The 18,192-nt window shown below is 57.5% G+C and carries 16 protein-coding genes; 5 read left to right on the forward strand and 11 right to left on the reverse strand.

Translation table 11 applies throughout. The features are described 5' to 3' along the window. The first annotated feature begins 20 nt into the window (after positions 1 to 20). Positions 21 to 761, forward strand: a complete 741-nt coding sequence (locus ACLGE8_RS20500) for a substrate-binding domain-containing protein (RefSeq protein WP_411000808.1) — start codon at positions 21 to 23, stop codon at positions 759 to 761. Here ACLGE8_RS20500 and ACLGE8_RS20505 read toward each other — a convergent pair. Genes ACLGE8_RS20505 through ACLGE8_RS20515 form a run of 3 tightly spaced genes read right to left on the reverse strand, consistent with a single transcriptional unit; the run spans position 745 to position 3,552 of the window. Then, positions 745 to 1,494 (reverse strand): ABC transporter ATP-binding protein, encoded by a 750-nt coding sequence (locus tag ACLGE8_RS20505; RefSeq protein ID WP_411000810.1) that lies wholly within the window; start codon positions 1,492 to 1,494, stop codon positions 745 to 747. The genes ACLGE8_RS20500 and ACLGE8_RS20505 overlap by 17 nt on opposite strands. Beyond that, positions 1,491 to 2,498 (reverse strand): FecCD family ABC transporter permease, encoded by a 1,008-nt coding sequence (locus tag ACLGE8_RS20510; RefSeq protein ID WP_411000812.1) that lies wholly within the window; start codon positions 2,496 to 2,498, stop codon positions 1,491 to 1,493. The genes ACLGE8_RS20505 and ACLGE8_RS20510 overlap by 4 nt, the downstream gene beginning before the upstream one ends. Next, positions 2,485 to 3,552 (reverse strand): ABC transporter substrate-binding protein, encoded by a 1,068-nt coding sequence (locus tag ACLGE8_RS20515; protein WP_411000814.1) that lies wholly within the window; start codon positions 3,550 to 3,552, stop codon positions 2,485 to 2,487. Before ACLGE8_RS20515 ends, ACLGE8_RS20510 begins: the two co-directional genes overlap by 14 nt. Before the next feature lie 674 nt (positions 3,553 to 4,226). Between ACLGE8_RS20515 and ACLGE8_RS20520 the strand changes: the two genes are divergently transcribed. Then, positions 4,227 to 5,129 (forward strand): alpha/beta hydrolase, encoded by a 903-nt coding sequence (locus tag ACLGE8_RS20520; protein ID WP_411000816.1) that lies wholly within the window; start codon positions 4,227 to 4,229, stop codon positions 5,127 to 5,129. Positions 5,130 to 5,139: 10 nt separating this feature from the next. Here ACLGE8_RS20520 and ACLGE8_RS20525 read toward each other — a convergent pair whose 3' ends face one another. After that, positions 5,140 to 5,427, reverse strand: coding sequence for a putative quinol monooxygenase (locus ACLGE8_RS20525; RefSeq protein ID WP_411000818.1), 288 nt, complete (start codon positions 5,425 to 5,427; stop codon positions 5,140 to 5,142). Further along, entirely contained in the window at positions 5,428 to 6,435 is a 1,008-nt protein-coding gene (locus ACLGE8_RS20530) for a zinc-binding alcohol dehydrogenase family protein (RefSeq protein WP_411000820.1), read from the reverse strand. A gap of 247 nt (positions 6,436 to 6,682) precedes the next feature. Between ACLGE8_RS20530 and ACLGE8_RS20535 the strand changes: the two genes are divergently transcribed. Both ACLGE8_RS20535 and ACLGE8_RS20540 read left to right on the forward strand, forming a co-directional pair. After that, the gene (locus ACLGE8_RS20535) at positions 6,683 to 7,549 is read left to right on the forward strand and encodes an aldo/keto reductase family oxidoreductase (RefSeq protein WP_411000822.1); all 867 of its coding nucleotides are present in this window, start codon (positions 6,683 to 6,685) and stop codon (positions 7,547 to 7,549) included. A gap of 8 nt (positions 7,550 to 7,557) precedes the next feature. After that, positions 7,558 to 7,968 carry a GFA family protein gene (locus tag ACLGE8_RS20540; protein ID WP_411000824.1) on the forward strand — a complete coding sequence of 137 codons (411 nt, stop codon included), beginning with the start codon at positions 7,558 to 7,560 and terminating at the stop codon, positions 7,966 to 7,968. Between the two features lie 94 nt (positions 7,969 to 8,062). On the opposite strand, the gene azoR is transcribed toward ACLGE8_RS20540, so the two are convergent. Beyond that, positions 8,063 to 8,665, reverse strand: coding sequence for an FMN-dependent NADH-azoreductase (gene azoR, locus ACLGE8_RS20545; RefSeq protein ID WP_411000826.1), 603 nt, complete (start codon positions 8,663 to 8,665; stop codon positions 8,063 to 8,065). A 199-nt stretch (positions 8,666 to 8,864) separates the two neighbouring features. On the opposite strand from azoR, the gene hrpA reads away from it, so the two are divergent. Continuing rightward, entirely contained in the window at positions 8,865 to 12,767 is a 3,903-nt protein-coding gene (gene hrpA, locus ACLGE8_RS20550) for an ATP-dependent RNA helicase HrpA (protein WP_411000828.1), read from the forward strand. Positions 12,768 to 12,925: 158 nt separating this feature from the next. Here hrpA and ACLGE8_RS20555 read toward each other — a convergent pair whose 3' ends face one another. From ACLGE8_RS20555 to ACLGE8_RS20575, 5 genes are read right to left on the reverse strand one after another with little or no spacing between them, the layout of a single operon-like run. Beyond that, the gene (locus tag ACLGE8_RS20555) at positions 12,926 to 13,585 is read right to left on the reverse strand and encodes an O-methyltransferase (RefSeq protein ID WP_411000830.1); all 660 of its coding nucleotides are present in this window, start codon (positions 13,583 to 13,585) and stop codon (positions 12,926 to 12,928) included. Between the two features lie 21 nt (positions 13,586 to 13,606). Next, entirely contained in the window at positions 13,607 to 14,983 is a 1,377-nt protein-coding gene (locus ACLGE8_RS20560) for an efflux transporter outer membrane subunit (RefSeq protein WP_411000832.1), read from the reverse strand. Continuing rightward, positions 14,980 to 16,065: an HlyD family secretion protein gene (locus ACLGE8_RS20565; RefSeq protein WP_411000834.1), complete on the reverse strand. Its 1,086-nt coding sequence runs from the start codon at positions 16,063 to 16,065 to the stop codon at positions 14,980 to 14,982. Before ACLGE8_RS20565 ends, ACLGE8_RS20560 begins: the two co-directional genes overlap by 4 nt. Before the next feature lie 24 nt (positions 16,066 to 16,089). Further along, positions 16,090 to 17,742, reverse strand: a complete 1,653-nt coding sequence (locus ACLGE8_RS20570) for an MFS transporter (protein ID WP_411000836.1) — start codon at positions 17,740 to 17,742, stop codon at positions 16,090 to 16,092. After that, positions 17,742 to 18,173: a MarR family winged helix-turn-helix transcriptional regulator gene (locus tag ACLGE8_RS20575; RefSeq protein ID WP_411000838.1), complete on the reverse strand. Its 432-nt coding sequence runs from the start codon at positions 18,171 to 18,173 to the stop codon at positions 17,742 to 17,744. The genes ACLGE8_RS20570 and ACLGE8_RS20575 overlap by 1 nt, the downstream gene beginning before the upstream one ends. Positions 18,174 to 18,192: the final 19 nt, after the last annotated feature.

An 18,192-nucleotide genomic window follows, 5' to 3' on the forward strand; every position in this document is an offset into this window, starting at 1 on the left:
CAGGCTTTTGCGTAGCTTTTATGAACTCTACACTCACTCTGCTGGCGGCGGGCAGCCTCCGCCGCGCTTTTATTCCGCTTCAGTCTCTCTTTTCCGTTCAAACCGGGATACCCGTTGAACTTGTCTTTGGGCCCGCCGGGCTGCTGCGTGAGCGCATCGAGAATGGTGCGCCGTGTTCGCTCTTTGCTTCCGCTAACCGACAGCACCCGCAAACGCTCTGCGATAGCGGGCGGGCGCACGGCCTGCAGATATTTGCGCGCAATACGCTGATTGTGACGGTCAGAAATACTCCGCAAACGTCGGGTAAAAGCTGGCTCGAACTGTTGAGCGACCCATCGCTGCGTCTGGGGACGTCAACGCCGCTGTGCGATCCCTCGGGGGATTACACCTGGCAGCTGTTTGAACAGCTTGAGGCAGGTTATCCTGGGCTCGGCGAATCGCTTAAACGGCGGGCAATGCCGTTGGTAGGCGGGCGCGAATCACTGACGGTTCCCGCAGGTGAAATGGCGAGCAGCTGGCTGATTCGTGAAGAGCTAGCCGATCTGTTTATCGGCTATGCCCACTACGCCACGGCGCTGCAAGGCGAGCCGGATGTACGCAGCGTGGTGATTCCGCAGGGGTGGAATATTCGCTGTGACTACTATATGGCGATGCTGGATGAAAGCGCCGCCGCGCAGCAGTTCTACCGATTTATCCTCGCGGATGAAGGGCAGCGCTGCCTGTGCGATGCGGGCTTTATGTCGGCTAGCGACGCAGGGTAAATAATGGCGTGACCACGGCGGCAGGGTAATCCTCAAGCTGTAGCTTGCGGACCTTAACGCCGTACGCCTGCTGTAGATTCTGTTCCTGCACGATCTCGTCGGTCGGCCCCGCCAACCACTGACGGTTGGGCAACAGCAGCAGCGTATGGCTGGCGACCTGCAGCGCGTGCGTGGGGTCGTGGGTAGTGAACATCACCGTGCGCGACTGTGCGTGGGCCAGGTCGCTAATCAGCTGTAGCACCGTTTGTTGATTTCCCAAATCCAGCGCCGAGCAGGGTTCATCCAACAGAATGTTCTGGCTGGCGCTGACTAGCGCACGGGCAATCATCACCAATTGCTGTTGGCCGCCAGACAGGTTGCTGAACAGCGCGTCGGCAAGTGCGGTAATGTTCAGCAGCGCCAGCGCTGCCATCACCTGCTGTTCATCCTCTTCCTGTGGCTGCGAGAAGAGGGCGATATGCCGCGCGCGGCCCATCAACACCACTTCCCGTACTCGCCAGGCAAAGGCCGGGCGAAACGACTGTGGCACGATGCCCACGCCGCCGGTCACGGTAATATCACCCGCTATGGTCGGTAACACGTCGGTGATGGTGTCCAGCAGTGTGCTTTTTCCGCGCCCGTTCGCCCCCAGAATGGCCCAGACTTCACCGGGCTGACAGTGCAGGCTGAGCGGCGCAAACAGCGGCGTTTTATGGCCGTACTCCAGTTGGGAAAGGGAAAGCGTTGGGGTCATTTGAGCATCCCTTTTCGGCTTGCGCGCACCAGCATGACGGTGAAGAGCGGGGCGCCCACCAGCGCGGTAATGATCCCAATGGGGATCTCGGCGGCGGTCAACGTGCGGGCGAGGTCATCTACCAGAATCATAAAGCTTGCCCCCATCCAGAAAGCGCAAGGCAGCAGGCGGCGGTGATCGGCACCGGAGAGCATCCGCGCCAGATGCGGGATCACCAACCCCACCCAGGCGATGCTGCCGCTTACCGCTACCTGTGCAGCCACCAGTAGCGCACAACATAGCAGCACGCCACGGCGTAGCGCGGTGACGCGAACGCCAAGGGCGCGAGCGTCTTTATCATCCAGCGACAATAAATTGATGCGCCAACGCAGCTTGTAGAGCGCCAGCGCCGCCACGGCGACGGGGATCGACAGCAGTAGCACTTTGGTCCAGTTGGCGGTGGCAAAACTGCCCAGCAGCCAGAACACAATGTTGGGCAACACCTCTTCGGTATCGGCCATGTACTGCATCAGACTTACCAGTGCGGCGAAGAAGCCGCTGAGAATGATCCCGGCGAGAATCAGCACCAGGGTGCTTTCTCTTCCCTGAAGCGCGGCGAGCAGATAGACCAGCGTCAGCGCCAGCAGACCAAAGAAGAAGGTGGAGCCCATCATCATCGGCATGCTGAAGCCAAGCAGAATGGCTAGCGTGCCGCCAAAGGCAGAGCCGGAGGTCACGCCGATAATATGCGGGTCGACCAGGGGGTTCTGAAACACGCCCTGTAGCGTCGCCCCGCACAAGCCTAGTGCACCGCCTGCCAGCATGGCCATCAGAATACGAGGAAGGCGCACGGACCAGACAATCTGATGGGCAATATCGGCATCGCTATGCGGATGCGCGAGTTGATTCAGCACATCGCTAATCGACAGGCCATACTGCCCAAAACAGAGTGAGACCACGGCAACCACCAGGGTGAGTAACATCAGCCCACCCTGTACCGTTTTCGGATGGCTACTGATGTGCATTAGCCTGCCAGTCGGTGCGGTAGAAACGATGGTAGTAATCCTGCGCCTGCGCATCGACATCAACGTTTTTATAGCGTTCCGGGTAGAGCTTTTTCGCCATCCACAGTTCGCCAATCGCCAGCGCTTCAGGCATCGGGTAGCCCCACGCTTTGGCGTATTCCGGCATCAACCAAACGCGATGATTTTTGACCGCATCAATGCCTTGCCACTGCGGATCGCTGGTGATCTGTTTCACCACATCCGGATAGCGATCCTGGACGAAAATGACCTGCGGATTCCACTGTAATACCTGTTCAAGTGAGACCTGACGCGCGCCTTTTACCGTTGCTGCCGCCACGTTCATTGCGCCCGCATGCTGCATCATCAGGCCGGTATATTTACCGGAGCCGTAGGTGTTGAGATCCGGGTTCGCCATGTAGACGCGCACTTTCTCTGTCTGCGGGATGTTGGCTACCGGAGCGTTGAATTTCGCACGAGCATTGAAGGTGTAGTCGATAAGCTGGTTGGCTTGTGCTTTGCGGTTGACCACTTCGCCAATCAGACGAATACCCTGTTTGAGCCCTTCGTTGTAGGCGTGCTCTTCATCCGCCATCGTCGGGTTCATCTTATTCTTCTCACCAGCAGCATCTTCACGCAGCGATATCGCGACAACCGGGATACCGGCGTTAGTGATCTGTTGAATCATCGCTTCTGGCGCGTAGTTGGCGACAAACACCACCTGCGGGTGCAGTGCGAGGAGGCTTTCGATATTGACCTGGGTCAGGTCGCCCGGCATTGGCATTTTTTCAATGCCCGGCATAAAGCGGGCAAACTCTGGACCGAGCTGTTTTTTCCAGCTGCTCAGGACACCGACAATATCATCAGAGGCGTTGAGTTGGACCAGCAGGTTTAGCGTCTGGTGTTGGAGAACCACCACGCGGTTAACGGTATCGGGAAGGGTTACCTGACGGCCAAGCTGATCGGTAACGGTACGGTCAGCCAGCGCAGGGGTGGCGGCAACCAGGCTTGCGCATGCCAGCGTCAGGCCAAGGAGTAAACGTTGTAATGTCGACATAAGTCACTCAGTAAGGAGGGGAAATAAACGATGTGTATTTGATTATATAACGTTGAAAAATGCAAACCATCCGAGAATATTACCCCTAAATATCTACGGCCAATGCCATGCATAACAAACCCTTAACGAAAAAGGCCACCAGGTTTTACCCCAGTGGCCCGGTTCGGGCGCATGCCATCATTGCGACGAGGCATCACGCTCCTGTCAGGTTAGAGGTTGAAGAAGTGACACACCAGCGTGACCACGATAGGCCCAACCACTGACGTCACAACCGCAATCACTAACGCTTCCCTGAACGTCATATAACCGCCTGTGTTGCAATGGCAACCGTACGCGGCTATCCTTGAGTCGTTGAGGTTCAAGAATGGCCCTCGTTACGTTGCCAGGTTATACCAAACAACGTGCGGGGGTTTTCTCTTTCCAGCAACAGGTGCCGCCGGGGATAAAGTCCCCGCAACATTGCGCCTCCCCCGAATGCTCGGGATTGCGGAGATCCTATAGCAGGCGCTCAGGCGCTAGCAATTAAAATGGCTGTGTTTATATCCAGCTGTCCGCTTTTCAGAATTTAGCCCACAACAAACGGGATATCTCCGTAATCATTGGTCATAAATCCTCCATTCTTCATCCTTCCTTTTTTGCTTAACTGTTGATTCCGTCCTTATCGAGATGCACTTATGCACCGTCGCCATTTTCTGTTGGGTATCACCGCCACGCTATTTTCAGCCCGATACGGTTTTCCATCGGCTTTGTCTGCGCCCCGACAGCAGCAGACAATACCGCTATGGCCCGCCACCCCCCCGGGCGGTGGTGGGCCGATGGGGCCGATACGGGTAAGCCAAAAAGGGGCGCAAAGCCAAATAGTAACACCGTCAGTCACGGTGCTAACGCCGAACGAACCTAACGGCCACGGGGTATTGATTGCGGCGGGCGGCGGCTATCAGCGAATTGAAATGGTCATGGAGGCCTGGCCTGCGGCACGTTGGTTGGTCGCCAGAGGCTATACCGCCTATCTGTTGAGCTACCGACTGCCGGGAGAAGGTTGGCACGATGGCAATCTGGTCGCTTTACAGGATGCGCAGCGCGCGTTGAGGATCGTGGCGCAACGGGAAAAACAGGTGAGCGCACTGGGGTTCTCCGCCGGAGGGCATCTGCTGGGAATGGCAGCGACACGGTCGAATTATCATAGCTACCCGGCGCAGGATGCGCTGGATGAACGACCGGCAAGCGTAAGCCGTGCGGCGCTGATTTATCCCGTAATTACGCTTGAGAAACCCTATACCCATACCGCAACGCATAAAGTACTGGTGGGAAAATCGGCGACGGAAAGCGAAGAGGCGGCATGGTCGGTGCAACAATACGTTACGCCGCAAACGCCGCCGATGTTTCTGGTACAGGCTGAGGACGATCCGGTGTCCGATCCGCATAACACGCTTATCATGCAGGCAGCCTGTCTGCGCGAGCAGGTGCCGGTATCGATGTACCGTTACCCAACCGGCGGGCATGGCTTCGCGTTAGGCAGGCCAGGGACGAAAACGGTCGAATGGCTTGCCCATTACGAAAAATGGCTACAGGAGTAGCGCGACGGGATTACTCGATGGGCGTCAGGTAATCCAGCCGCAGCGGCTCGGCTAACAGGCTGTCCATCTGCCCGATAAAGGTCTGGAAATGCGGCAGTGAGATGTGTGTCTTCAGCGCGTCCTCGTCATCCCAGGATTCCCGGACATAAAAGGTGTCCGGCTCATCGCGCAGCTGAAACAGCGCATAGTCATGGTTCCCCGGCTCCTGACGCGTTGGAGCCAGCAGGGCTTTCAGCGCTTCGCTTAACGCTTCACGTTTTCCCGTTTTCGCCTTCAGTACGGCAATAATTGAAATCATTTAAAATCCCTCCAGAACAATTTTTCCTACCGCCCGGCCGGTTTCGAGCTGGGCGTGCGCTTTGCGCAGGTTTTCCGCGGTGATGGCACCGTAATGCTCGCCAAGCGTTGTGGTGATGATTTTTTGATCGATTAGAGTGGCGACCTCGGTCAGCAGCTTATGCTGTGCAATGATGTCCTGGGTTTCAAACATGGAGCGGGTGAACATAAACTCCCAGTGCAGTGAGATGCTCTTCAGCTTTAATGGGCGTGCGTCAAGGCTCTCCGGATCGTCAATTAACGCCAGCTTTCCCTGCGGCGCCAGGGCAGCAATCAACTCAAGGTAGTGCTCGTCGGTATTGTTGAGGCTGGCCACATGCGTGACGGCTGGAATACCAATACGGGCCAGTTCCTGAGTCAGCGGCTGGCGATGATCAATCACGTGATGCGCGCCAGCATTGCGGACCCACTGCTGACTTTCCGGGCGTGAAGCGGTACCGATCACGGTCATTTTGGTGAGCTTGCTTGCCAGCTGCGTCAGGATGGAACCTACGCCGCCTGCCGCACCGACGATAAGCAGGGTATCGCCTTCGTTGCCGCCGCGGGCAACGCCCAGACGGTCGAATAGCAACTCCCAGGCGGTAATCGCCGTTAACGGCAGCGCCGCGGCGGAAGCGTTGTCCAGCGTGCGCGGTTTCAGCGCCACAATACGTTCATCGACCAACTGGAACTCGCTGTTGCTGCCCGGGCGTCCCAGGGCACCGGCGTACCAGACTTCATCACCAGGGGCGAATAGCGTCACCTGCGGGCCTACGGCCTTCACCACGCCAACGGCATCCCAGCCCAGCACGCGCGGCGTGTCGCTGCTAAATCCGGCGCGAACCTTGGTATCCACCGGGTTCACGGAAATGGCTTTGACTTCGACCAGCAGATCGTGGCCTGTGGCCTCAGGCATCGGCAGTTCAATCTCGCTGAGAAAAGGAATGTTGCTGCCTTCGCTGGCAGCGTGGGTAATGGCGAATGCTTTCATGTTATTTCTCCGGGTCTCAATGGGAATAGCCGAATAGTAGAAGCATGTCGCTGCGGGAAAAATAGCGCGCTGGCGATAAGTGTTATTCGCAAAGGGCGAAAATCCCTATAAAAAACATCTTCAGCGCCGGAAAATTACGTGGGTAGGGTCACTTTTTTGCGTTTATGGCATGAAAAGCACAGTGGCAACCTATAAAGCGTTCCTATACTGACGGTCACATTCATCATGATGTTACAGGCAGGACGTTATGACCCGTTACACTACGTTTTCCCTTGGTTCTCAATTCGTTAATCGCCTCGGTTACGGGGCGATGCAGCTGGCAGGCCCTGGCGTTTTCGGTCCGCCAAAAGATAGACATGCCGCGATTTCCGTGCTGCGCGAAGCGCTGGCGCTTGGTGTAAATCATATTGATACCAGCGACTTCTATGGACCGCATGTGACCAATCAGATTATCCGCGAAGCGCTGCATCCTTATGCCGACGACCTGGTGATTGTGACTAAAATTGGCGCGCGTCGTGATGACAAGGGAGCCTGGCTGCCGGCGTTTTCCGCCGAGGAATTAAAGCAGGCGGTTCACGATAACCTGCGCAACCTCGGCCTCGACGTGCTGGATGTGGTCAATATGCGCGTGATGATCGGCGACGGCCATGCGCCACGAGAAGGTTCTATCGAAGCCAGCGTCAGCGTACTGGCCGAACTGCAGCAGCAGGGGCTGATAAAGCATATTGGGGTAAGTAACGTGACGCTGACGCAGGTAGCGGAAGCGCGTAAGCTAGCTAACATCGTCTGCGTGCAGAACGAGTACAATATTGCGCATCGCCGCGATGACGAATTGATCGATACACTGGCGCGTGACGGTATCGCCTATGTACCGTACTTCCCGTTGGGCGGTTTCTCGCCGCTGCAATCTTCCGCGTTGAACGATGTGGCGAGTTCTCTTGAAGCCACGCCGATGCAGGTGGCGCTGGCTTGGTTGTTGCACCGTTCACCCAATATTCTGCTGATCCCCGGCACGTCATCGGTGACGCATCTGCAGGAAAATATGGCGGCGGGGCAACTGACCTTACCTGAGGATGCGCTGGCGACGCTCGACGGCATCGCGGCTCGCGCATAACGGGAGGCTTGATGAGCGACAAACGTTCCGCCCAATGCCACTGCGGCGCAGTGGCCTTTACCGTGGTGCTTAGCGATGGCCTGAATACGGCCCGGCGCTGCAACTGCTCTTATTGCCGGATGCGCGGTGCGGTCGCGGTTTCTGCGCCGTTGTCGGGCATCGAAATTTTGCGTGGTCAGGATAAATTAACGGAGTATCGCTTTAATACCGGCGAGGCCGTTCATTTTTTCTGTTCGGTGTGCGGCATTTACACCTTCCATCAGCGGCGTTCGAATCCCCAGCAATATGGGATTAACGTCGCCTGCCTTGAGGGCGTGTCACCGTTTGATTTTGCCTGTGTAGAAGTTCATGACGGTGTTCATCATCCGAAAGATGGCGGCGGTGGCATTGCTGGATATTTGCGCTACGACAACAAGTAGCCGGAGACAGTCCCGGCGGCGCTGCGCCTGGACGGACTACAAAAAACAAAACCCTGCTCATGTGAGCAGGGTTTTTGTATTTACTGCGGAGCGATTACGCGACCAGGCTGTCGATCACGGTTTTCGCATCAGCGGTTGCTTTGGTGGCTACTTCTGGACCGTAAGCGATACCTTCCGCGAAGACCACGTTTACGTCGGTGATCCCGATGAAGCCCAGGAACACGTTCAGGTATGGGGTGATCAGGTCAGTTGGGCTATCTTTATGGATGCCGCCGCGGCTGCTCAGTACGATAGCGCGTTTACCGGTTACCAGACCTTCAGGACCTTTCTCGGTGTAACGGAAGGTGACGCCTGCACGGGCAATCAGGTCGAAGTAGTTTTTCAGCTGCGTAGGGATGTTGAAGTTATACATCGGCGCGGCGATAACGATCACGTCGTGGGCCTGCAGCTCAGCAATCAGTTCGTCAGAGAGCTTCAGCGCTTCCTGCTGACGTGGGGTCAGTGGGGAGTCGCTTGGGCGCAGCGCGCCGACCAGTTCGCCATCCAGCACCGGGATTGGATTGGCAGCCAGGTCACGGACGGTGATTTCGTCAGCGGAGTGCTTTTCACGCCACTGTTCAACAAAATAGTCGGACAGCTGACCTGATTGAGAGTAGCCTGCCAGGATGCTGGATTTCAGAACTAATACTTTGCTCATAGGTAATTCCTTATATTTGATTGACGGGCGATGCCCTGTTGCTTGATGACACTTTATTCACAATCCTGCCACAGAGATAGCGCAATATATCGAAGTCTATGTTCAGTTTTTTTGAACAAGGCTCGAAATGCGCAAGTGTGGTATGCTATGACGATTCTTTATGAGAGCTTTTCCCGGCAGTGCGCTGCCCAATAACACTATGACAGAACAACAAAAAATCACCTTTGCGATGCTCAGCCAGCGCCTTGATACGCTGACGCTGCGGGATAAACAGCGCTTTGCCCGCCGACTTCACGGCGTTAAGAAGGTTAAAAATCCTGAAGCACAACAGGCCATTTACCAGGAGATGGCGCAGGAAATTGAACAGGCTGCCGGTAAGGTTGTGCTACGTGAAGCGGCGCGTCCGGTGATTGAATACCCGGAAAACCTGCCGGTTAGCCAGAAGAAACAAGACATCCTCAACGCCGTACGCGACCACCAGGTGGTGATTGTCGCGGGCGAGACCGGTTCGGGTAAAACCACCCAGCTGCCGAAAATCTGTATGGAGCTGGGGCGCGGGATTAAAGGGCTGATTGGCCATACCCAGCCGCGTCGTCTGGCGGCGCGTACCGTTGCCAACCGTATTGCCGAAGAGCTGAAAACCGAGCCGGGCGGCTGCATTGGCTACAAGGTTCGCTTTAGCGATCACGTCAGCGATAACACCATGGTCAAACTGATGACCGACGGTATTCTGCTGGCGGAAATCCAGCAGGACCGCCTGCTGATGCAGTACGACACCATCATTATCGATGAGGCGCACGAACGCAGCCTTAACATCGACTTCCTGCTCGGCTACCTGAAAGAACTGCTGCCGCGTCGCCCGGATCTCAAGGTGATTATCACCTCGGCGACCATCGACCCGGAACGCTTCTCGCGCCACTTTAATAACGCGCCGATTATCGAAGTTTCCGGCCGCACCTATCCGGTGGATGTGCGCTATCGTCCGATTGTCGAAGATGCAGACGACACCGAGCGCGACCAGCTTCAGGCTATTTTCGACGCCGTCGATGAACTGGGCCAGGAAGGGCCGGGCGATATCTTAATCTTTATGAGCGGCGAGCGTGAAATTCGTGACACTGCCGACGCGCTGAGCAAACGCGACCTGCGCCATACTGAGATCCTGCCGCTCTACGCCCGCTTATCGAACAGCGAGCAGAACCGCGTCTTCCAGTCGCACAGCGGACGACGCATCGTGCTGGCGACCAACGTGGCGGAAACCTCGCTGACGGTGCCGGGCATCAAGTATGTGATTGACCCCGGTACGGCGCGTATCAGCCGCTATAGCTATCGCACCAAGGTGCAGCGCCTGCCGATTGAGCCGGTTTCTCAGGCCTCCGCAAACCAGCGTAAAGGCCGCTGCGGCCGTGTGTCGGAAGGTATCTGTATTCGTCTGTACTCCGAAGATGACTTCCTGTCGCGCCCGGAGTTTACCGACCCGGAAATTCTGCGTACCAACCTGGCCTCCGTTATTTTGCAGATGACCGCGCTGGGGCTTGGCGATATCGCCGCGTTCCCGTTCGTGGAAGCGCCGGATAAACGCAATATTCAGGACGGTGTACGCCTGCTCGAAGAGCTGGGCGCGATCACCACTGATGAACAAGCCACTGCCTATAAGCTGACGCCGCAGGGCCGCCAGCTAAGCCAGCTGCCGGTTGACCCGCGTCTGGCGCGCATGGTGCTGGAAGCGCAGAAACACGGCTGCGTGCGCGAGGCGATGATCATCACCTCGGCGCTCTCCATTCAGGACCCGCGCGAACGTCCGATGGACAAACAGCAAGCGTCCGATGAAAAGCATCGCCGTTTCCACGACAAAGAGTCAGATTTCATGGCCTTTGTAAACCTGTGGAACTACCTCGGCGAGCAGCAAAAAGCGCTGTCGTCGAATCAGTTCCGCCGCCAGTGCAAGCTCGACTTCCTCAACTACCTGCGGGTGCGTGAGTGGCAGGATATCTACACCCAGCTGCGTCAGGTGGTGAAAGAACTCGGCATCCCGGTAAACAGTGAACCGGCAGAGTATCGCGAAATTCATATTTCGCTGCTGACCGGTCTGCTGTCGCACATCGGCATGAAAGATACCGACAAACAAGAGTTTACCGGCGCGCGTAACGCCCGCTTCTCCATCTTCCCAGGCTCTGGCTTATTCAAAAAACCGCCAAAATGGACGATGGTCGCTGAACTGGTGGAAACCAGCCGTCTGTGGGGGCGCATTGCCGCGCGCATCGACCCGGAATGGGTAGAGCCGGTGGCGCAGCATCTGATCAAGCGCTCCTATAGTGAACCGCACTGGGAACGGGCGCAGGGCGCGGTGATGGCGACAGAGAAAGTGACCGTCTACGGGCTGCCGATTGTGGCGGCGCGTAAGGTTAACTACAGCCAGATTGACCCGGCGCTGTGCCGCGAGCTGTTTATTCGCCACGCGCTGGTGGAGGGCGACTGGCAGACCCGTCACGGCTTCTTCCGCGACAACTTAAAGCTGCGCGCTGAAATTGAAGAGCTGGAAAACAAATCGCGTCGCCGCGACATCCTGGTGGATGACGAGACGATGTTTGAGTTCTATGACCAGCGCATCAGCCACGAGGTTATCTCCGCGCGCCACTTTGATAAGTGGTGGAAGCAGGCCAGCCGTGAAACCCCGGATCTGCTCAACTTCGAGAAGAGCATGCTGATAAAAGAAGGGGCGGAGCAGGTCAGCAAGCTGGACTATCCGAACTTCTGGCATCAGGGCAACCTGAAACTGCGTCTCACCTATCAATTTGAGCCGGGGGCTGACGCCGACGGCGTAACGGTGCATATTCCGCTGCCGCTGTTAAACCAGGTCGAAGAGGCCGGGTTTGAGTGGCAGATCCCGGGGCTGCGCCGTGAGCTGATTATCGCGCTGATTAAATCGCTGCCGAAGCCGTTACGCCGTAACTTTGTGCCTGCGCCGAACTATGCCGAGGCCTTCTTAGGCCGCGCGACGCCGCTGGAGCTGCCGCTGCTCGATTCACTGGAGCGTGAACTGCGCCGGATGACCGGCGTCACCGTTGACCGCGAAGCCTGGCAGTGGGATCAGGTGCCCGATCACCTGAAAATCAGCTTCCGCGTAATAGACGACAAAAACAAGAAGCTGCAGGAAGGGCGCTCGCTACAGGCGCTGAAAGATACGCTGAAGGGCAAGGTGCAGGAGACGCTGTCGGCGGTCGCCGACGACGGTATCGAGCAGAGTGGCCTGCATATCTGGAGTTTTGGCGACCTGCCGGATCGCTACGAGCAGAAGCGCGGCAACTATAAGGTCAAAGCCTGGCCAGCGCTGGTGGATGAACGTGACAGCGTAGCCATTAAGCTGTTTGATAACCAGTTGGAACAGCAGCAGGCAATGTGGCGCGGCTTGCGTCGTTTGCTGTTGCTGAACATCCCGTCGCCGATTAAGTATCTGCATGAGAAACTGCCGAACAAAGCCAAACTGGGGCTCTACTTTAACCCGTACGGCAAGGTGCTGGACCTCATCGACGACTGCATCTCCTGCGGCGTGGACAAGCTCATTGACGAAGCGGGCGGGCCGGTGTGGAGCGAAGCGGGCTTTGCGGCGCTGCACGAAAAGGTGCGCGCCAATCTCAATGAGACGGTGGTAGAGATTGCCAAACAGGTTGAGCAGATTCTGACGGCGGTATTTAACATCAACAAACGGCTGAAAGGGCGCGTGGATATGAGCATGGCGCTGGGGCTGTCGGACATTAAGGCGCAGATGAACGGCCTGGTGTACCGCGGTTTTGTCACCGGCAACGGCTTCCGTCGCTTGGGCGATACGCTGCGTTATTTGCAGGCGATTGAAAAACGTCTGGAGAAAATGGCCGTCGACCCGCACCGCGACCGCGCGCAGATGCTGAAAGTGGAAAGCGTCCAGCAGGCCTGGCAGCAGTGGCTGAACAAGCTGCCGCCGACACGCCGTGAAGATGACGATGTGAAGGAAATCCGCTGGATGATTGAAGAGCTGCGCGTCAGCTTCTTTGCTCAGCAGTTGGGGACGCCGTATCCGATCTCGGATAAACGTATCCTGCAAGCGATGGAACAGATCGTCGCCTGATCCCTCTGGTACTGGACCACACGGTGTTGTAGGCCCGATAAGCGTAGTGCCATCGGGCAGATTCCGGCACATTGCCGGATGGCGGCATTGCCTTATCCGGCCTACATAATGTTGTAGCCCGGGTGAGGCGTACGCCGACCCCGGGTCTTCACCTCAGACTACGCGTTCACCCACGCCAGCGTAAACCCATCCCATCCCTTAATCCCGACCGTTTGCAGCGCCGTGACCGTCAGGCGCGGGTCGTTATGCATCATTTCAATAAACCGACGCACGCCGAGCACGCGATCGTCGGTGCTGTTAGGGTTGGTGACCTCGCCGTCGCGCACCACGTTATCGCCAATAATCAACGTCCCTGGGCGAGAATACTTCAGCGCCCATTGCAGGTAGTAAGGGTTATTCGGCTTATCGGCATCAATAAAAATCACGTCAAACGGCGCAGCATCCTCAAGCGTCGCCAGCGAATCCAGCGCCGGGCCTTCGCGCAGCGTCACCACCTCATCAAGCCCGGCGAGGGTGAGGTTCTCCCGCGCCACGCGGGCGTGCAGCGGGTCGGCTTCGAGGGTGATTAAACGGCCGCCCGGCGGCAGTTCGCGGGCCATCCAGATGGTGCTGTACGCGCCCAGCGTACCTATCTCCAGAATCGATTTCGCGCCCACCATGCGGATAAACAGCGCCAGTAGCTGCCCTTGATTAGCCGCTACGTCGTGCGCGGGCAGACCGGCGCGATGGTTGTTTTCCAGCACCTGAGACAGCACGGCATCATCGGGAATCAGGTTATCTATCAAATAATTATCAACGTCCGACCACTGTTTTTGCATTGTGACACCCCTTGGGATTTGTCAGCCTGACAGCGAAGACCAGCCGCCTCCTAGCGACCGGTAAAGATCGATTTGCGCCAGCAGCAGGTTGTTTTTCACCTGTACTACGCTGATTTGCGTTGAGAACAGGGTACGCTGCGCATCCAGCACATCAAGATAAGAAGAGTAACCGTTGTTGTAGCGATTCTGCGCCAGCCGCAACGTCTCCTGTGCGACTTCTTCCTGGCCCTGCAGTTCAGTCAGCTGTTCGCCGTAGCGGGTGATGGCATCGAGGCTATCGTTGACCTCTTTAAACGCGCTGCGCACCGTTTTTTCATAGCTGTACAGCGCCTGATTGCGCTGGGCCATCGATACGTCGACCTGCGCATTTAGCGCCTGACGGTTGAGCAACGGCGCAAGAATACTGCCGCCAATGCTCCAGAGTCTTAGCGGGTTATCGAGCAGGTCTGGCAGCGTGCGGTCCTGGAGGCTGCCGGTTGCCGTCAGATTAATGGACGGCAAAAGTTTGGCCTGCGATGATGCCAGAGTCGCATCGGCAGCGATCAACTGGCGCTGGGCCTGAGCGATATCGGGGCGGCGGTTGAGCAGCGTAGAGGGAAGCTGCGACGGCAGCGAAAGTGGGGTGAGTTTATCAAACGCGTTGCGTTTCACTTCGCCGGGATTATTGCCGAGCAGCACGCTGAGCGCGTTTTCCTGCTGGGCGATTTGGTGGCGTAGCAGCGGCACCTGAGCACGCGTAGAACGTAGCGCTGAATCCGCCTGCATCAGTTCGAGGCGAGAGGTATAGCCGGTTTCATACTGACGCTTTGCCAGCTTATACGCCTCTTCCCGCGACTTCAGCGTTTGTTCCGTGACCTGTAGCTGCTCATCGAGCGACAGCAGGGTGATATAGCCGACGGAAACCGAGGTCGCGACCGTCAAATCTGCGGCAGCGGCGGCGGCTTTTTGCGCCTCCAGAGTTGCCTCAGCGGCATCGGACGCGCTGCGATTCGCCCCCCAGAGATCAACATCGTAGCTGGCGGTCAGACCGCCTTTATAGACGGTGCTGTGAATCGGCAAACCGGTGGCGGCGGACTGCGCTCGGGCACGGGTGCCGGTCAGCCCGGCGTCCAGCGTGGGGAACAGGCTGCTGTCGGCGGAATAGGCGCGCGCCTGATATTCATTCACCCGCTCGCGGGCGATCAGCACATCGCTGTTGTAGCGCAGCGCCTGGTCAACGTACTGATTGAGCGCGCTGTCGTGGAAATTGCGCCACCATACGCCCTCGACCGGGCTTGCGGGACCAATATCGGCGCGCCAGGCGGCAGGAATATCCAGCGTAGGCTCAGCTCGCTGCACGTCGGCAGACTGACAGCCGACCAGCGCGAGAGCCAGCGCCAGGGCGACGGGGCGGATCATGGCTTCGTCTCCGCACGGGTATCTATTGTGACCTGTACCGACATTCCCGGGCGCAGACGCTGCAGGTTTTTCTGCCCATCATCCACGGCAATACGCACCGGAATTCGCTGGGCAATTTTGACAAAGTTCCCGGTGGCGTTATCCGGCGAAATCGCGCTGAATTCCACGCCGGTGGCGGGTGAAATGCTCTGCACGGTACCGCTGAATTTCTCACTATTTAGCGCATCGACGGTAAAGGTTGCCGCTTGACCAATCCGCACTGTTGCAAGCTGGGTCTCTTTCAGGTTGGCGATAATCCAATGCTGCGGCGGTACCAACGGCGTTAAGTGTGTTCCGGCGGTGACATAAGCGCCAAGCCGTACGGCGATTTGCCCAAGCTGGCCGTCAGTGGGGGCGATAATGCGGGTGTTTTGCAAGTCAATTTCCGCCAGTTCCAGCGAGGCCTTGGCGTTGGACACGTCGGCCTCCAGCGCGTCACGGTTGACGATGGTGGTTTGCAGATCCTGCTTCGACATCTCCAGCGTGGCCTTCGCCTGCTCGATATCCGCCGTGCCCTGCGCGGCGCTGGCGCGAGCGGAGTCACGCTCACGAATCGACAGCGAACCGTCAGCCGTCAAATCCTGCACGCGCTTTAAATCCGCCTGGGATTTCAGATTCTGCGCGCGGGCGTTTTGCAGCACGGCTTCATTGCGGGCAATCACCGCCTCGGCGCTTTTACGCTGCTGGAGGTTATTGCGTAGCGCCGCTTCCTTCATTGCTAACTGCGCCAGTGCCTGGTGCACGCGTTGCTTATAGATACGGTCATCAATCTGGAACAGCACCTGGCCTTTTTTGACCTGGTTAAAGTCCTGCACGTTTACCCCGGTGACGTAGCCGCTGACCTGCGGGCTGATAAAGGTAGTCTGGCCTCGCACGTAGGCGTTATCGGTGAATTGACTGTGGCGGGTAAACGGCGGTAGCTGCCAGGCGTACAGAATCACCAGTGCGCCGACGAGGCCGATGGCCGCGGCGGTGAAAATGGACACCACGCGGATATTGTTTCGGGTATTGGCCTGTTGTTGGGCCGCATCCTGCTGACTCATAACGACTCCAGATCTCTCTTGTTGTTATTTGCTGCCCGTCGCACGTTTCAGCGCGATATGGGCGGTAATACGCAGTCTTAGTAATCGCCAGAACACCCACAGCAGCGTGGCGGCGGAAATGGCCGCAGTTAGCAGATAGGTGTCATTGTAGGCGAGAATATTGGCCTCCAGCGTGGAGAGGTTTTGTAGCACGGTACTGGCCTGAACGTTCAATAGCGCGCTATCGCCAAGCTGGCTTTGATACTGCTGGGCGTAAAGCTGTAGCCGCTCGTTAATCACCGGGTTGAGGGTGGTTATCTGGTCGGCAAGCTGGCTGGAGTGGAATTTCTCACGCCAGGTCTGGAACGTGCCGAGGATCGCGGAACCGAGCAGGCCGCCAATGTTCTGGCTCATGCCAAACAGCACTGAGAAGCTCACCAGGTTGCGCTGATCGGCAATCACCCCGCCAATACCCGCAAGCATGGCGGGCGCAAGGAAGAAGGCGCTACCGAAGCCGAGCAGGAACTGGCTGAACATCAACTGGTCCGGGCGAGTCAGGCTGGTGGACTGGCTATCCAGCAGGGAGGCTATCATGATGAGGGTCAGCGCCGTTGCGGTCGGCCAGTAGAGGCGGCGCGGGTTGAGCGTCAGGCAACTGGCGATAATTCCGCAGGTAATGCCGGCAAAAATGGACCAGGCCAGCGTCGTCATCTGCTCATTTTGCAGACCTACGTACTGGAGCCAGCCGATCACGCCGGTGTTCTGCTCTGCCAGCACGATGCGGATCAGCACCATAATCAGCCCCAGACGTAAAATACTGCCGCTGGAGAGCCAGCGGGTATTGAGCAGCGGGTTGGCACGATTATGTTCAAAGATGATAGCCGAGAAGATCAGCACCACCGCCCCGGCCAGCGACCAGCCAATCCACGGTGCTTCAAACCACCAGTCCAGGCGGCCTAACGACAGTACTGCACAAATCAGCGCCATGCCGGGTGCCAGCAGCATAAAGGTGATGAAATCTTTCTTCTCGAACACTTTTTTGCGATCGCTCGGCGGCAGCTTGAGGGCGATAACGCAGGCCAGCGACACCAGCGCGAGCCCCAGTTCGAAGAAATAGAGCCCGCGCCATTCATCAATTTGCAGCAATTCAGTGGAGAACAGGCGGGCGATGGGGATCGCCAGCGACGAACCGGTTATCCCAATGGTCAACGCCTTCAGGCGATGCTTTGCCGGCCAGGCCTGCACCTGATAATAGATCCCGAGCGAACTGAGCGCCGCTGCCACCATGCCGTGAGCGGCGCGCACCATCAGCGCTGAACTGAGGTCGTTGACGAACAGGTGAAAGAAGGTGACCAGCACGTAGAGCACCAGAAAGCCTTCGGTAAACGCCCGCAGACCAAACTGCTGGCGAAATTTCACCAGCAACAGGTTAATGGAAACGTTGGTCATGACGTACACCGCAGGCAGCCAGGCGATTTCCGTCGACCAGGCGGCAAATGAACCCTGCAGGTTTTGCAAATTGGCCGTGACGACCGCGTTGCCGAGCGCCCCGGTGAGGCAGACCAGCAGGCCGACGATCCCGTAAGCGACACGCTTTGGCGCGCTGTGAATCGGCGTTGACGGGGAGCCGAGGATCGCCGGTTTTTCGTGGGGCGCCCAGTCGTGCGGGGCGTAAGGGTCGCGGCGCGGTGGAGCCATTATTTTTTCTCCACTTCGCGCAGCAGTCGAGTGAGTACGCGTTGGGTAATTTCTTGCTCTTCCGGGGTAATCACCGTCAGAATCTCTTCGCGCAGTTCATCCGCCACGGCTTTCACCTGATGATAAAGCTCAAGTCCTTTTGGCGTGGCGACCAGCAGCCGCTTACGTTTATCGCGCTCGGTCAGCACTCGCTCGACCAGTCCGGCCTCGACCAGTTTGTTAATCAGCGGCACAACGGTGGCGCTTTCTACTCCTAGCTCCTGAGCCAGTTCAGCTTGCGATAGCGGCTGTTCGTTGCGCGCAATGCTGGCCACGGCGACCCATGTGGCCTGGCTCATACCCAGATCTTTCAGTCGACGGTTTACCGCCAGCCGCCAGTGGTGGGCGGTGAGATAGAGGAGATGAGAAAAATTAAGTTGACGGTTATCCATAGGCGATACGTTCATAATC

The organism is Kluyvera sp. 142486 (assembly GCF_046569695.1).
Classification (GTDB): domain Bacteria; phylum Pseudomonadota; class Gammaproteobacteria; order Enterobacterales; family Enterobacteriaceae; genus Kluyvera.

What these genes read in the sequence shown, in the direction of transcription:
- ACLGE8_RS20535 (WP_411000822.1), top strand. Translation starts at nt 6,683, where the DNA reads ATGACCCGTTACACTACGTTTTCCCTTGGTTCTCAATTCGTTAATCGC.
- ACLGE8_RS20530 (WP_411000820.1), bottom strand. Translation starts at nt 6,435, where the DNA reads ATGAAAGCATTCGCCATTACCCACGCTGCCAGCGAAGGCAGCAACATT.
- ACLGE8_RS20560 (WP_411000832.1), bottom strand. Translation starts at nt 14,983, where the DNA reads ATGATCCGCCCCGTCGCCCTGGCGCTGGCTCTCGCGCTGGTCGGCTGT.
- ACLGE8_RS20510 (WP_411000812.1), bottom strand. Translation starts at nt 2,498, where the DNA reads ATGCACATCAGTAGCCATCCGAAAACGGTACAGGGTGGGCTGATGTTA.
- ACLGE8_RS20525 (WP_411000818.1), bottom strand. Translation starts at nt 5,427, where the DNA reads ATGATTTCAATTATTGCCGTACTGAAGGCGAAAACGGGAAAACGTGAA.
- ACLGE8_RS20500 (WP_411000808.1), top strand. Translation starts at nt 21, where the DNA reads ATGAACTCTACACTCACTCTGCTGGCGGCGGGCAGCCTCCGCCGCGCT.
- azoR (WP_411000826.1), bottom strand. Translation starts at nt 8,665, where the DNA reads ATGAGCAAAGTATTAGTTCTGAAATCCAGCATCCTGGCAGGCTACTCT.
- ACLGE8_RS20505 (WP_411000810.1), bottom strand. Translation starts at nt 1,494, where the DNA reads ATGACCCCAACGCTTTCCCTTTCCCAACTGGAGTACGGCCATAAAACG.
- ACLGE8_RS20520 (WP_411000816.1), top strand. Translation starts at nt 4,227, where the DNA reads ATGCACCGTCGCCATTTTCTGTTGGGTATCACCGCCACGCTATTTTCA.
- ACLGE8_RS20575 (WP_411000838.1), bottom strand. Translation starts at nt 18,173, where the DNA reads ATGGATAACCGTCAACTTAATTTTTCTCATCTCCTCTATCTCACCGCC.
- ACLGE8_RS20565 (WP_411000834.1), bottom strand. Translation starts at nt 16,065, where the DNA reads ATGAGTCAGCAGGATGCGGCCCAACAACAGGCCAATACCCGAAACAAT.
- ACLGE8_RS20555 (WP_411000830.1), bottom strand. Translation starts at nt 13,585, where the DNA reads ATGCAAAAACAGTGGTCGGACGTTGATAATTATTTGATAGATAACCTG.
- ACLGE8_RS20515 (WP_411000814.1), bottom strand. Translation starts at nt 3,552, where the DNA reads ATGTCGACATTACAACGTTTACTCCTTGGCCTGACGCTGGCATGCGCA.
- hrpA (WP_411000828.1), top strand. Translation starts at nt 8,865, where the DNA reads ATGACAGAACAACAAAAAATCACCTTTGCGATGCTCAGCCAGCGCCTT.
- ACLGE8_RS20570 (WP_411000836.1), bottom strand. Translation starts at nt 17,742, where the DNA reads ATGGCTCCACCGCGCCGCGACCCTTACGCCCCGCACGACTGGGCGCCC.